Source organism: Saccharomonospora iraqiensis subsp. paurometabolica YIM 90007 (assembly GCF_000231035.2).
Classification (GTDB): Bacteria; Actinomycetota; Actinomycetes; order Mycobacteriales; family Pseudonocardiaceae; genus Saccharomonospora; species Saccharomonospora paurometabolica.
Map to the genome: position 1 here is coordinate 15,605 of NZ_KI912228.1, position 13,400 is coordinate 29,004.

The following is a 13,400-nucleotide window of genomic DNA, read 5'->3' on the forward strand; positions in this document are numbered from 1 at the left end:
CGGGCGACGGCCACCTCGGCACGGCCGCCGCGGCCGGTGTCGACGCCTACGTGACCGCGGACCTGCGGCACCACCCCGCGGGAGAACAGCTCGAAGCGGGCGGGCCCGCGCTGGTCGGGCTCACCCACTGGGCGAGCGAGTGGCCGTGGTGCGGCCAAGCCGCCGGGGTGCTCCGGCAGGCGGGTAACGTCGAGGTCCACGTGTCCACGCGGTGCACCGATCCGTGGAACCTGCGAGTGTGAGGACGAACGGAGAATGCAGTGAAGGCAGAACCCGCCGCGCAGCGTCAGCTGCTCGACCTCGCGAAGGTCGACGCCGAGCTGTCCCGGGTGGCACACCGCCGCCGCACCCTGCCCGAGCTGGCCGAGATCGAGGAGTCCGAGAAGCGGGTGACCGAGCGCCGGGACGCGCTCGTGGCGGCGCAGACCGCGGCCTCGGACCTCGACCGTGAGGTCACCAAGCAGGAGAGCGAGGTCGAGGCGGTGCGCGCCCGCGCCGACCGGGACCGGAAGATGATGGAGTCCGGGTCGGTGTCGGCCAAGCAGCTCACCGAGCTCGAACACGAACTCGACACCCTGGCGCGCAGGCAGTCGGCGCTGGAGGACGACCAGCTGGAGCTGATGGAGCGCAAGGAGGCGCTGGACACCGACGTGCAGCGCACGGCGGCCGAGGTGGACGAGGCCGAACGGGCGCTGGCGGACGCGCGCGGGCGCCGGGACGAGGCGGTGGCCGACCTCGACGCGACCCAGGCGCGGCGCGAGGCCGACCGGGCGGAGCTGACGCCGAAGGTGCCGGAGGACCTGCTGGCCCTCTACGAGCGGGTGCGCGGACACAAGGGCATCGGTGCGGCCCTGCTGAAGGCGCGCCGGTGCGGGTCCTGCCAGCTCGAACTCGACCGCAGCACGATCGCCGAGATCAAGAACAGTCCCGAGGACGAGGTCGTCCAGTGCGAGAACTGTGACGCCATCCTCGTGCGGACCCTGGAGTCGGGGCTGTGACCGGCGGCCGGGTGGTCGTCGAGGCGGACGGCGGATCGCGCGGGAACCCCGGACCGGCCGGCTACGGCGCGGTGGTCCGGGACGCCGATACCGGGGAGGTGCTCACCGAGCGTCAGGAGGGCCTCGGCGTCACGACGAACAACGTCGCCGAGTACCGGGGGCTGGTCGCGGGGCTGGAGGCCGCCGCGGCGGTGGGTGCCTCCACTGTGGACGTCAAGATGGATTCCAAGCTGGTCGTCGAGCAGATGTGCGGCCGCTGGAAGATCAAGAACGCGATGCTGAAGCCGCTCGCGCTGCGGGCGAAGGAACTGGCGTCCGGCTTCGACGCGGTGCGCTACGAGTGGATCCCGCGCGAGCGCAACAAGCACGCCGACCGTCTCGCCAACGAGGCGATGGACACCCAGGCGAACGGCGGCGCGGCCGGGGAGGGGTCCGGCACACGGGCCGCGGACACCGACGCCACCCTGGTGGCCGACGGTGCCGGTGCGGCCGGCGGGGACACCGCGACCGCGCCGACGGCGCGGGAGACGCGGGAGACGCGGGAGACGCGGGGAACCGACCCGATCGCCGACTCCGTCCGAGCCGGGTCGGACCCCACTGCGCCCGATCGCACCGCGCCCGATCGCACTGCGCCCGATCGCACCGAGCCCGACAGTGCCGAGCCCGACCGTGCCGCGCCCGGACGGTGGACCGGTGCCCTGGGCACCCCCACACGCCTGCTGTTGCTGCGGCACGGGCAGACCGCGCTGTCGGTCGAGCGGCGGTACTCCGGCCGCGGCGACGCCGCCCTCACCGACCTCGGGCACCGGCAGGCGGAGGCCGCGGCCAAGCGCATCGCCACGTGGGACGACCTCGGCGACGGGGACGTGGCCGTGGTGTCGTCCCCGCTGACCCGCGCGACGGAGACGGCGCGGGCCGTGGCCGACGCGCTCGGCGGCCGGGTCGTCACCCACCGCGGGCTGATCGAGACCGACTTCGGCGAGTGGGAGGGTTTTACCTTCGGCGAGGCCGCACGCCGCGATCCGGAGATTCACGGCCGTTGGCTCGGCGACACCTCGGTGCGCCCGCCCGGCGGGGAGAGCTTCGACGAGGTGCACACCCGCATCCACACGGCACTGGACGACATCCTCGACCGCTATGCCGGCCGCACCGTCGTCGTGGTCAGCCATGTCACCCCGATCAAGTCGGTGCTGCGCACCGCGCTCGACGCGGGCCCGGCACTGCTGTTCCGGCTGCACCTGGACCTGGCCTCGCTGTCGCTGGTCGACTTCTACCCGGACGACAACACCTCCGTCCGCCTGGTCAACGACACCAGCCACCTGCCCTGACACCGGGTCCGTTCGGCTCCGCCGCTCGTGGCTGACCTCCGCCTGACCGTCTTCGGACGTTGCCACCCCCAGACCCCGCGGCGTACAATTTCTTGTACAAGAGTGGGAGGAGGGGTCATGCGAACCATGACGTACTCGGAGTCGCGCGCGAAGTACGCCGAGACTCTGGACTCGGTGGTCGAGGACCGTGAAGAAGTCGTGATCACCCGCGCGGGTCACGAGCCGGTGGTCATGGTCTCCCTCGAGGACTACGAGGCGCTGAAAGAGACCGCGTATCTCCTGCGCAACCCGGAGAACGCCCGTCGACTGCTCGCCTCCATCGACAGGTTGGAAAGTGGTGGTGGCGTCGAGCGGGACCTCACTGAATGAAGATCGTTTGGGACGAGAGTGCCTGGGACGACTACGTCCGGTGGCAAACGGAAGACCGTAAGGTCCTCAAGCGCATCAACACGTTGATCAAGGACATCGACCGGAACGGCAACGAGGGTATCGGTAAACCCGAACCCCTCAAACACGGTTTCCAAGGCTACTGGTCCCGTCGCATCACCGATGAACACCGGCTCGTGTACAAGGTTGTCGGCACCGAAATCAGGATTGCCGCATGTCGCTATCACTACGGGAAATAAGGGGCGAATCTGCGGCGCCACACCGCCGGCCCGCCGGGCCCACGCACGGCCGCTGACACACCGTCGGCGGGCGGGTACGGGGCGGCGGGTATCCTGGACGTGGACGAGTTGGCAGGGCGGCCGCGGTCGGGGACGTCGTCCCCGGTCGAGGAAAGTCCGGACTCCACAGGGCAGGGTGGTTGCTAACCGCAACCCGGGGTGACCCGCGGGAAAGTGCCACAGAAAACAGACCGCCCGGCCCCTGACGGCCGGGTAAGGGTGAAACGGTGGTGTAAGAGACCACCAGCGTCCCGGGTGACCGGGACGGCTCGGCAAACCCCACCCGGAGCAAGGCCAAGAGGGAGCGTGAGCTCCTGCGCAGGCGTTCGAGGGCGGCCCGTCCGATGCCTGCGGGTAGGCCGCTTGAGCCTGTCGGCGACGGCAGGCCCAGATGGATGGCCGCCTCCCGTCCCGCTCTGGCGGGACGGAGGACAGAATCCGGCTTACATGCCAACTCGTCCACCTACCTCGGGTGGCAACGTGCCGAAGGGCGCTGATCAGAATCTGTTCGGTCGCGTCGCGCGACGATGTTCTCGCGCGACCGCCAGACCATCCATTGGGTGCACTCTCCCGTCGTCCTGCTCACGGCAGGTGGGGAGCGGCGTGCTTTGAGCCGACTTTGGGGATGCAGTAAGTCCGTTACCTTCCTCAAAGGGGGCCTCAAAGTGAGCAGTGTCCAGGCTGCGTTGACCGCGGTCGTGAACGGCAGGGCGGCCTCGAAGGTCGAGAACGACGTTCTCGACTTCAAGGAGCAGAAGCCGCAGGTCAAGGACGCCTGTCTGGACCTGGCGGAGGCGGCGGTGTGCTTCGCCAATTCACGAGGCGGAACGATCGTGGTCGGTGTCGCCGACAACAAGTCCGGTCCGGATGCTTTCGTGGGTTGCGACCTCGACGCCGGGGAGTGGCGTTCGCGGGTCCACCAGTTGACCAACCCGGGGCTACTCGTCGAGGTGGACGACGTGGTCTTCGCTGATCGACGACTCCTCGAGATCCGGGTGCCGGAGGGGCTGGAGGTTCATGCGACCGTAAAGGGTTACACATACCAGCGGATCAGTACCGACTGCGTACCCATGCGGCCGTTGGATGTCGCTCGGCTCTCGGAGGAGCGGCGGGGCGTCGACTGGTCCTCCCATTCGAGTGGGCGTGCGGTCGAGGATATCGATCCGCTCGCTCTGCGCTACGTGCGTCGCCTGTTGTCGACGTCGACGGACGCGGCACGTCGCAAGTACGCCGATTTCACCGACCCGGATCTGCTCCGCGCACTGGCGCAGGCAGCGTTGAAGCGCTTGTCCGCGGAACCCGTCGACGTGCTCGAACCGACACGCGGCACGATGAGCCGCCGCTTTCCCTCGTACCGGCTCCGTGCGGAGGTGGTCGCCCAACTCGGGCACGCGGTGAGCTACCACAGTCGGGCCATGGACGACATCGACAAGAAGGTGATCGAGCACATCAACGACTACGGGGAAATCAACAATCGGACGATTCAACGACTGTTCGATGTTGATGTCTATCAGGCACGGGACATCCTCCGGGAACTCGTCGGTCGAGAGATCATTACGCGGAGCTCGACGCAGAGACGTGGCGTAGCCGTACGCTACGCTGCCGGTCCGAAGTTCCCGGACCGGCAGCGCACCCGGCGTTCGACCCGTAGCGGGGGTCGCCGCACGAGCTGAGGCGGTACGCGGATCCACGGAAGCGTTTCGCCGATGTCCGGGGGCCTTCGATCCCGACCGACCGCTCGTGGTTCACGGAACGGACGTCGGGACATCGGTCTGGAGAAGACGGGTCCGGGCGGAGAAGCCGTGGCGCTGGTACACGGAGATCGCCCGGTCGCTGGAATGCACCGTCACCCGGACCAGTCCGAGCTCTTCCGCCAGTCGCAGGACGGCGGTGACGAGCCGACCACCGTGGCCGTGGTTCCGTTCCCCCGGGACGACGTACACGCACTGCACGTCACCCGCCAACCGTTCGACCGAGTGGGGCGTCGGGACCCGTGGCAACAGCGCCAACCACGCCATGCCGATGACCTCCCGACCCCGGAGCAGGACCAACGGGCAGTGGGATGCGGTGTTCCGGAGGGTCCACCGGACGAATTCCGTGCGGAACTCGTCGCGACCGATCGTGGGTGTCTCCCCCTTCTCCAGGACCCATTCCCACCGCAGTTCGGCGAGTGCGGGAAGTTCCTCCTCCTCGGGAGGGCGCACGGTGAGCTGTTCCATGGGCCGATTGTCGCCGTCGGAGGCCGTCGGTGTCTCCGGCTTTCCGACACCGTCGGTCGGCGGTGCCGTGTGGCGGGACGGATCGGTGGTGGCAGGATCAGCGACGACGCCACCGGTTCGTATCGGTGTCGGTGGCGTCGTCGGTGTCGGTGCGGACAGGAGGCGAGGTGCCGGTGTGCCGGTGATCGAGTGGGCGGACTTCGAGAAGGTCGAGCTGCGGGTCGGCACGGTGGTGGCGGCCGAGGTCAACGAGAAGGCCCGGAAACCCGCGTACGTGCTCACCGTGGACCTCGGGCCGGAGCTCGGCCGACGCACCTCCAGCGCGCAGGTCACCGAGCACTACGGCGCGACCGAACTCGTCGGCCGTCAGGTGCTGTGCGTGTGCAACTTCGAGCCGAAGCGGGTGGCGGGGGTGAAGTCCGAGGTGCTGGTGACCGGCGCGCACGACGCGGACGGCCGGGTGGTGCTGGCCGGTTTCGACCACCCGGTCCCGGACGGCACCCGGTTGCTCTGACGCGCGGCGGCCCCGGCCGTCCCGGCACCGGGTGAGGTGTGGAGGCCGTGCCCGCACCACCCGGTGCCGAAACGGTGCCGGAGTCAGCCCGCGGTCGAATCCTGACCGGCCGGTGCCTGCATCCCGGACCTGTTCTGCCACGCGGTGATGCGCTGCAGCAGGACGACGAGGGGGATCGCCGCGCTCATCAGCGCCACGCCCGTGAGCGTCTGGGTGATCGCGAGGGTGCGGAACGTGTCCACGGTGGGTTCCGCCTCCTTGACCACGGTCGAGGAGACGCGGTCGAGGACGAGCGCGACGAGCCACGAGGCCCACCACCACGCGAGCCACGGGGTGCCGCGCGATCCGTTCGGGGCGCTCGCCCGGTAGACGTCGGCCACGACCTGGTACGGGAACCAGAAGTTCACCACGGGCACGAACCACCCGCCCAGCACCCAGCCGCGGGCGCGACGGTGCGGCGTCGTGGAGGCCCGTTCGGCGTTGGCCCGCGCGCGCCACAGCCACACGAGGAACGTCACAGCGGTCACCACACCGAGCGCCAGGTAGAGCAGTGCCAGGGTCAGCGACAGGCTGTCCAGCGCCTCGACCTCGGCGAAGGTGACCGTCCGGGAACCGGTGACGGCGTCGGACACCAGCGTGTACAGCTCCCAGCCCAGCCACGTGGTCACCACACCGTACGAGGCAACCAGGCCGATCAGGACGGACGCGGCGGTCCCGAGGCCGGCGGTCGGGCGGTGTCGACCCGTGGGGTGCGTGGCCCCGGCGTCCGGCGGGGTGGGTGCGGATGTGGTCACCGGTCTCCTTCCAGCGGTGTGTGGGGAGGTCGAGTTCTACACCGCCGTCAGCGGTCCTGTCCGACGAATTGCCGACACCGACCACCCGGCCCCCGTGACGCAGGACACGGGACGGTCCGGGCCGTGCCGCGCGACCTTCCCCCGTACGGGTGGGTGCGCATAGGGTGCGCGCATGGATCGCGCCGATCTCGAAGCCGTGGCACTGCGGTGCCACCAGACGCTCGAACCCCTGCACTCGATGGTGTACTTCGCGCCGGAGGTCGAACAGGCCTTTGTCGACGCGGGCCTGAAGCAGGGGCGCATGTGCTACTTCGCGGGCCGGGCCGCGCCCCTGGGTCCGGTGGGCGCCGGCATGGTGACCGCGACGTTCTACAACTTCAGCCCGGAGCTGGTGGCGCGGCACGTGCCGCGCGCGTGGGGGCTGGTCGAGCCGGACGAGGTGCTCAAGCTGCGCTTCGCCAAGGCCGGTGAGGCGCTGCGCAGACTGCTCGGTGCCGAGGCCGCCGACTCGGCGGAACTGGCCAAGCTGGCGGGCCTGGTGCGCGAGGCGGCCGAGGGCTGCACCCCGGAGGGCCGCCCGCTGTACGCCGCGCACGCCGACCTCGACCGGCCCACCGACCCGGTCACCGCGTTGTGGCACGACATCACCCTGTTGCGCGAATTCCGCGGGGACGGGCACATCGCCGCGCTCGTCGCGGAGGGGATGTCCGGGCTGCACGCGCTGGTGACGCACACGGCCACGGGCGAAGGCTTCAACGAGCAGGCCGCCAAGGCGACCCGCGGCTGGTCGGACGCGGAGTGGGCGGCGGCCGAGACCGACCTGCGCGAGCAGGGCGTCCTGGACACCGGGGGCGGACTCACCGAGCGCGGCCGTGCCTGGCGCGCCCGGATCGAGGAACACACCAACGCGGTGGCGACCGGTCCGTACCGGCACATCGGCCCGGAGAAGGCCGCCCGCATCGCCGAACTCGGCCGCGACTTCGCCCGCACCGCCCTCAAGGCCGGCGCCATCCCCCGCGAGCTGTTCGACCGCTCCTGACCCACGCCGCCGGAGTGTGCCGTGAAGGCCCCCTTCGCTGCACCGGACGCAGTGAAGGGGGCCCTCGCTGCGTCGGACGCAGGCAGGGGGGCCTTCACGGCACCCCACGGGGCGCAACCCCGAACGGGTGGTTCTCGGGGTGGGGGTGTTGCTCGCTGTCGGGGAACGGGGTGATCCCGGTCGTGCGTGTCGTCCGAACGGGTGAAGTGCGGCGGGGCGGAGCGGGGGAGTGGCGGACACCACTCGCCGGAGTCCTCCCCGGCCCCTGGCCCGGGCATGATTCACTGTTCCAGCGGTCACCGACCGAGGGAGTTCTGGCACAGACTGTGAGAGGGATCGACGCACGTGGGTGAGTGGTCACGCTCGACGGGAGTGGACGCACGGGCTGCGTGTGCGACAGCGCCGAGGGAGGTCGAATGCCGCAGCGGTCATCCGGTTCCGCACCTTTGACCCCCACCCCGCATCACGCCATGATGTTGTTTGAACACGGCTTGTGCCGGAAACCCGGCGCGGCGCACACCGGTGCGCGGCGCACCACCCCCCGGGCGCTCGGGAGTACGCGATGACCACGTTGACGCTTGCGACACTGGCGCAGGCCGAGCTCGACACGAACAACGTCCAGGGCTGGATCCTGGACAACATCATCCCGCTGGTCCTGCTCGCCGTCGCCCTGCTGTTGCTGTGGCTCGGAGGTGGTAAGGGCGACAACGCGGGCGTCATGCGGAGGCTGGCCGGCGTGGTGGTGGCTCTGGCCATCGTCGGCCTCGCGGTGAGCGGTCTCGGTGTGGACGTCGGTGAGTGGCTCGCCGGCCTGTTCACCACCACGACCTGACGTAGGGCTCGCGCGGTGCGCATCCGGACGGACGACGAGATCTACCGCGTCGACGCGGTGTGGTTGGGGCCGCCGAAGGCCACCTTCCCGTGGCGGGCCCGGTACGTGGCCTGGGGCGTGGGCATCCCGCTGTTCCTGGTGGTGCTCGCCGTCGAACGGCAGATCGGCATCGGGTTCGGGTTCTTCTCCACGGCGTGGGCGTTCGTCATCACGATCGCGCTCACCCGCGTCATCACGTCGAAGATCAGCCACGAGCGACCGTTGGGGGCGGTGCTGACCATGTGGATGCGCGAGCTCCACGCACCGAGGGAACGTCGAACCGGGACGGGCGGTGCGGCCGGTGCGAGCCGGGTCCGGGTGCGGACGGAGAGACCCCGGCCGCGGGACGGACACCGCCGCCGCGCCCGGGAGGACCCGGCGCCCCCGTCCCCTGCCGCCCCTCCGTCAGACAGCCCACCACGAGCACGTCGTCGCCCACCGGCGACGCTGGGGAGGTAGTCGTTGTTCGGTCGCGGCCGCAGCCGGAAAGTGCAGCCCCCGGCACCAGCGCAACAGGCCGAGGGGCCCCACCGCGGCAGGAGACTGCCCGGTGAGGAGGCCATACCCCACTACACCCCGTCCATCGCCGCCCGCTCGATCGACGGCCATCTGCTCCGCACCGGCAACGAGGTCTACGCCTGGTACCGGCTGGCCCCGCAGCGCTGGTCGTTCCGTTCCGACTCCCAGCGCCGCGACCTGATCGCCGCCATCGCGGGCCAGTACGCCGAGCTCCAGGGCCGGTGGATGCACCTGCGGGTCACCACCAGGCCCTATCCCATCAGGATGTGGGCCGAGGCGCACGTCCACAACGCCCGCCACCGGCCGGAGGACGTGCCGGACGCGCTGTCGTTCGACGACTATCTGGTCGGCGAACAGCAGCAGCTGCTCGGGCGTTCGATGGCCGAGAAGGAGGTCTACCTCGGCGTGCAGGTCCAGACCCGCCGGGTCATGGACCGTGCCGTCGAGCGTGCCGCGCCACTGCTGCGCAAGGTGCTGCCCGAGGCGGTCGACGCCGAGCTCGCGGCGCTGGACTCCGAGATCGAGCACCTCGACCAGGTGATCGGCTCGGCGGGGCTGGAGGGCAGGCCGGTGCAGGCCGAGGAGATCTCCTGGTTGATGCACCGCTCGTGCTCGCTGGGACTGCCCGCGCCGCGCAACCTGCCCGCCGTACCGGGCGCGGCGTGGGAGCCGGAGGACCTGGCCAGCTTCACCGACGCCGCCGACATGCACAGCGAGCCCTACGCGCCCACCGTCACCGTGCGCGGGCGCACGGGTTCCAACGCGGGGCTGACCCGGCACGTCGCCGTGCTCACGGTCGGCCAGATGCACGGCCTGCAGATCCCCGAGGTCGACGACCCGTGGGTGCAGCACGCCGACCGCCTGCCCGCGCCCGTCGAGTGGTCGGCCCGCATCTACGTGCGCAGGCCCGAGGAGGTCTCCGGGGAACTGCAGCGGCAGATGAACAAGGTGCGCTCGCAGGTCAAGCACTACACCGACGAGCACGACCTGGAACCGCCGCAGTCGCTGGCCCGGCAGGCGTCCCGGGTGCTCGAGATCGACGACGAGATGACCACCGGCTTCACCGCACTGGCCACCAGGGTGCGGTCGTGGTGGCGGCTCGCCGTGTCCGGCCCCACCGAGCGGGACGCCCTGAAACTGGCGCAGCAGATGCTCGACCTCTACAAGCCGAAGGTCGCGATCGAACATCCCGAGGCGCAGTACGCGCTGGCCCGGGAGTTCATCCCCGGGGAGGCACTGTCCTCCGGTGCCTACCTCCGACGTGGGTCGGTGGTCTGGGCCGCCTCGTCCGTCCCCACGGCCACCGCCGAGGTCGGCGACCGGCGCGGCATCCTGCTCGGGGAGACCTGCACCGCCACGCGCCGCCCGGTGGCCTGGGACCCGTGGATGGCCCAGGAGGTCCGGGACGGCTCCGGACTGACGGCGCTGGTGGCCGGACTCGGCGGCGGCAAGTCGTTCCTCGGCGGCGGGATCGTCTACAAGACCCTGCGCGCGGGGGCGCACTGGACGATCCTCGACCCGTCGGGGCCGCTGTCCCAGTTGTGCGAGCTGCCCGAGATCCGCCCGTACGCACGCCCGATCAACCTGCTCAACGCCCAACCCGGGATCCTCAACCCCTACCGGGTGGTGCCCGAGCCGCAGCTCGAACACTTCCTCGACGAGGACGACCCGGAACGGGCCTGGCGTCGCGAGCGGGCGCTGGCCGGCGCCACCCGGCGGCGGCTGGTGCTCGACGTGCTCACCGGCGTGCTCCCCTACGAGGTGGCGCGGATGCCGCAGACCCGGATCGTGCTGCTGCGCGCGGTCCGCACGGTGGGCGGGCGCCACGACGCCGACCCGGGGCAGGTGATCGACGCCCTGCGCCGGGACTCCAGTGAACACCACGAGCACGCGATCGTCGTGGCCGACTTCCTCGACGAGCTCCGGGAGCGCATGTCGCTGCTGATCCCGGAGAGCGACGCCGACCCGTACTCGGAGACCCGGGACGACCGGATGACCGTGCTCACCATGGCCGGGTTGACCCTGCCGAAGGAGGGCGTGGGCCGGGAGCACTGGACCGACGCCGAGGCGCTCGGCATCGAGATGCTCAACCTCGCGGCGTGGCTGACCCAGCGTTCGGTGTACGAGAAGCCGAAGGAGCTGCGCAAGGGCGTCTGGATCGACGAGGCGTTCTTCCTGTCCGAGGTGCCCACGGGCCGGGTGCTGATGAACCGGTTCGCCCGTGACTCGCGCAAGTGGAACGTCCGGGTGCTGCTGTCGTCCCAGATCCCCGCCGACTTCCTGAACATCCAGGGCTTCGTGGCCCTGCTCGACTCGGTCTTCGTCGGCAGGCTGGACGACGAGGAGACCCAGTCGGACGCGCTGCGGCTGCTGAAGGTGCCGGTCGGGGTGGGCTACGAGTCGGTGGTCTCCGCGCTCGGCCGCAGGCCGGGATCGCGGCGCGACGTCGAACGGGACACCGAACCGCGGCAGTTCCTGTTCGCCGACGGTGCCGGGGGCGTGGAACGGATCCGCGTGGACTTCTCCGGCCCGCATCTGGAGCACCTGCGGGACGCGCTGGACACGGCGCCGGGCGCGACCGTCGACCGGCGCGCGGCCGGACGCGGCGGCCCGGATCCCGACGGGGACACCCCGGACGGGACCGCCCCCGTCGACGTGCGGCCCGTCCCCGGCGGCCCGGACCCCGACGGCACCGACACCGACTTCGAACTGGCCGCGGAACTGGAGGTCGGGCTCGCCGAGGCCGAGCACACCGACCCCGCGACCGGCACCGGGGACGACCCACCGAGGGAACCGAGGGAACAGGAGCACGCGGGAGCCGCCCGGAGCGGTACCGGCAGGGGTGTCGCATGAACACCGTGCTGACGCTGATGACGGTGGCGGCGTGTGCCTGGGCGTGGCGTGCGGTGCGCACGCGGGACCGGCGGCCCGGACCGCGGCGCCGACTGCCCGCTCTGCTCGCGGCGGTGGCGCTGCTGGGCACCCAACTGGTGCTCACCGCCCCCGCCGCGGCCCAGACCCCCGGGGAGTGCGCACCGAACCCGGAGCGGCCCGGTTCGGGCATGGTGGGTGCGCTCGACCCGCCGACCGGCAACGGTGCGGACGGGAGTGCCTACCTCGACTACGGCTACGCGGGCATGGTGTGGCACGTCTACGAGTGCGACGATGGCGCGATCTCCCTCGGCCCGGGCGTGTCCGACCCGGAGTCCACGATCGACACCTGGGCGGGCAACCAGCTGTTCAACATCGGCAAGAACATCGTGGGCGCGACGAACTCGCTGCACTACACCGTGCTCGAGGGCGGGCTGCTCACCCCGATCTACAACGCCGTGCAGCAGGGCGCCGAGACCGTCTACGACAACATCTACACCCAGTTGTTCGGCCTGGCCGCCCTGGTCCTCGCCGTCCTGCTGTTCCGCAACATCTGGCGCGGCGACCTGTCCACGGTGGGCAAGCGGTCGCTGTTCGCGCTCGGCGGGGTGTGGCTCGCGGCGTCGTCGATGGCACTGCTGCGCTACTACGACGACATCGACAACGCCATCGTGCAGACCACCACGAACATCCAGGCGGGTTTCGTCGACGAGACCGAGGACCGGATCGTGCGGGACGTGCTGCCCACCGACCTGCACACCGAGGTGATCTACAACAACTGGATGCGCGGCGAGTTCGGGGCGCCGGACGCGCCGCAGGCCGAGGAGTACGGCCGACAGCTGCTCGACGCGCAGGCGTTCACCTGGCAGGAGATGCGCTCCGGCGCGGACGCCGACGAGGCCGTCATCGACGAGAAGAAGCGGGAGTACGTCCGCATCGCGGGCGAACTCGGCCCCGCCACGGGATACTTCACCGGCGAGGACGGCAGCCGCACCGGCGTCGGGTTCCTGGCCTTCCTGCAGAGCCTCTGTTACGCGCTGTTCCAGCTGTTCGCGAAGGCGGCGGTGCTGCTGGCGCAGATCCTCGTGCGGTTGTTCACCCTCACCGCACCGCTGGTCGGACTGATCGCCATCGTGCACCACGACGTCCTGCGCCGGGTCGGCAAGGTCGTCGGCACGGTCGCGTTCAACCTGCTGGTGCTGTCCGTGTTGGCCGGGGTGCAGGCGCTGCTGCTGCGCGCCATCTTCTCGGCGGGCGGCACGTTGTCGATGCTGACCCAGATGGTGGTGGCCGGGCTGGTCACCGTGCTGCTGTTCATGGTGGGCCGCCCGGGCCGCCGCCTGTGGCAGATGGTGGAGATGTCGGTGGGCATGGCGTCGTCGGCGGTGCCGACGCCCGCCGGGGGCCTGTTCTCCCGGCTGCGCCGCAAGAACGGCGAGCCGAGTCCGCAGGACGAGTTCTGGCGCACGGTGTCCGAGGACGACCGGACCGCGGGGGGCGCGGACACCCGCGGTGCGGGTGGGGTGCTCTCCGGTGGGCGCGACCGGCCCGAGGCCAGTGTCGTCGCCGGTGCCGCGCGGCG

14 protein-coding genes and 1 other RNA gene are annotated in these 13,400 nt (G+C 70.8%); 13 read left to right on the top strand and 2 right to left on the bottom strand.

The window, feature by feature from the left end; all coding sequences use genetic code 11:
• From SACPADRAFT_RS26730 to SACPADRAFT_RS0209765, 7 genes are all read left to right on the top strand, one after another.
• A partial coding sequence (locus SACPADRAFT_RS26730) for a Nif3-like dinuclear metal center hexameric protein (protein ID WP_007024715.1) occupies nucleotides 1-242 on the top strand: 242 nt, incomplete at its 5' end.
• Nucleotides 243-260: 18 nt separating this feature from the next.
• Nucleotides 261-998, top strand: a complete 738-nt coding sequence (locus tag SACPADRAFT_RS0209745; protein ID WP_007024716.1) for a zinc ribbon domain-containing protein — start codon at nucleotides 261-263, stop codon at nucleotides 996-998.
• Nucleotides 995-2,326: a bifunctional RNase H/acid phosphatase gene (locus tag SACPADRAFT_RS0209750; protein WP_007024717.1), complete on the top strand. Its 1,332-nt coding sequence runs from the start codon at nucleotides 995-997 to the stop codon at nucleotides 2,324-2,326. The genes SACPADRAFT_RS0209745 and SACPADRAFT_RS0209750 overlap by 4 nt, the downstream gene beginning before the upstream one ends.
• Nucleotides 2,327-2,443: 117 nt before the next feature.
• Nucleotides 2,444-2,695, top strand: coding sequence for a type II toxin-antitoxin system Phd/YefM family antitoxin (locus tag SACPADRAFT_RS0209755; protein WP_007024718.1), 252 nt, complete (start codon nucleotides 2,444-2,446; stop codon nucleotides 2,693-2,695).
• Nucleotides 2,692-2,952, top strand: a complete 261-nt coding sequence (locus SACPADRAFT_RS0209760; protein WP_007024719.1) for a Txe/YoeB family addiction module toxin — start codon at nucleotides 2,692-2,694, stop codon at nucleotides 2,950-2,952. Before SACPADRAFT_RS0209755 ends, SACPADRAFT_RS0209760 begins: the two co-directional genes overlap by 4 nt.
• A 104-nt stretch (nucleotides 2,953-3,056) precedes the next feature.
• Nucleotides 3,057-3,453: RNase P RNA component class A (gene rnpB, locus SACPADRAFT_RS29895), an RNA gene on the top strand.
• 203 nt (nucleotides 3,454-3,656) lie between these two features.
• Nucleotides 3,657-4,664, top strand: a complete 1,008-nt coding sequence (locus SACPADRAFT_RS0209765) for an AlbA family DNA-binding domain-containing protein (protein ID WP_233357153.1) — start codon at nucleotides 3,657-3,659, stop codon at nucleotides 4,662-4,664.
• A gap of 72 nt (nucleotides 4,665-4,736) precedes the next feature.
• Here SACPADRAFT_RS0209765 and SACPADRAFT_RS0209770 read toward each other — a convergent pair whose 3' ends face one another.
• Nucleotides 4,737-5,210 carry a GNAT family N-acetyltransferase gene (locus SACPADRAFT_RS0209770; RefSeq protein WP_007024721.1) on the bottom strand — a complete coding sequence of 158 codons (474 nt, stop codon included), beginning with the start codon at nucleotides 5,208-5,210 and terminating at the stop codon, nucleotides 4,737-4,739.
• A gap of 175 nt (nucleotides 5,211-5,385) precedes the next feature.
• Between SACPADRAFT_RS0209770 and SACPADRAFT_RS26735 the strand changes: the two genes are divergently transcribed.
• Nucleotides 5,386-5,724: a tRNA-binding protein gene (locus tag SACPADRAFT_RS26735; RefSeq protein WP_007024722.1), complete on the top strand. Its 339-nt coding sequence runs from the start codon at nucleotides 5,386-5,388 to the stop codon at nucleotides 5,722-5,724.
• Nucleotides 5,725-5,807: 83 nt separating this feature from the next.
• Here SACPADRAFT_RS26735 and SACPADRAFT_RS0209780 read toward each other — a convergent pair whose 3' ends face one another.
• Entirely contained in the window at nucleotides 5,808-6,518 is a 711-nt protein-coding gene (locus tag SACPADRAFT_RS0209780) for a DUF4328 domain-containing protein (RefSeq protein ID WP_007024723.1), read from the bottom strand.
• 172 nt (nucleotides 6,519-6,690) lie between these two features.
• Here SACPADRAFT_RS0209780 and SACPADRAFT_RS0209785 point away from each other — a divergent pair, with 172 nt between their 5' ends.
• The 5 genes from SACPADRAFT_RS0209785 to SACPADRAFT_RS26740 all read left to right on the top strand — a co-directional run.
• Nucleotides 6,691-7,557, top strand: coding sequence for an SCO6745 family protein (locus tag SACPADRAFT_RS0209785; protein ID WP_007024724.1), 867 nt, complete (start codon nucleotides 6,691-6,693; stop codon nucleotides 7,555-7,557).
• A gap of 562 nt (nucleotides 7,558-8,119) precedes the next feature.
• Entirely contained in the window at nucleotides 8,120-8,389 is a 270-nt protein-coding gene (locus SACPADRAFT_RS0209790) for a hypothetical protein (RefSeq protein WP_007024725.1), read from the top strand.
• Between the two features lie 15 nt (nucleotides 8,390-8,404).
• On the top strand, nucleotides 8,405-8,887 hold the full coding sequence (locus tag SACPADRAFT_RS0209795) for a hypothetical protein (RefSeq protein WP_007024726.1): 483 nt from the start codon (nucleotides 8,405-8,407) through the stop codon (nucleotides 8,885-8,887).
• A gap of 3 nt (nucleotides 8,888-8,890) precedes the next feature.
• Nucleotides 8,891-11,800, top strand: a complete 2,910-nt coding sequence (locus tag SACPADRAFT_RS0209800; RefSeq protein ID WP_007024727.1) for an ATP-binding protein — start codon at nucleotides 8,891-8,893, stop codon at nucleotides 11,798-11,800.
• Nucleotides 11,797-13,400 (top strand): magnesium transporter (locus SACPADRAFT_RS26740; protein ID WP_007024728.1); only part of this gene is annotated, 1,604 nt, incomplete at its 3' end. The genes SACPADRAFT_RS0209800 and SACPADRAFT_RS26740, both read left to right, overlap by 4 nt.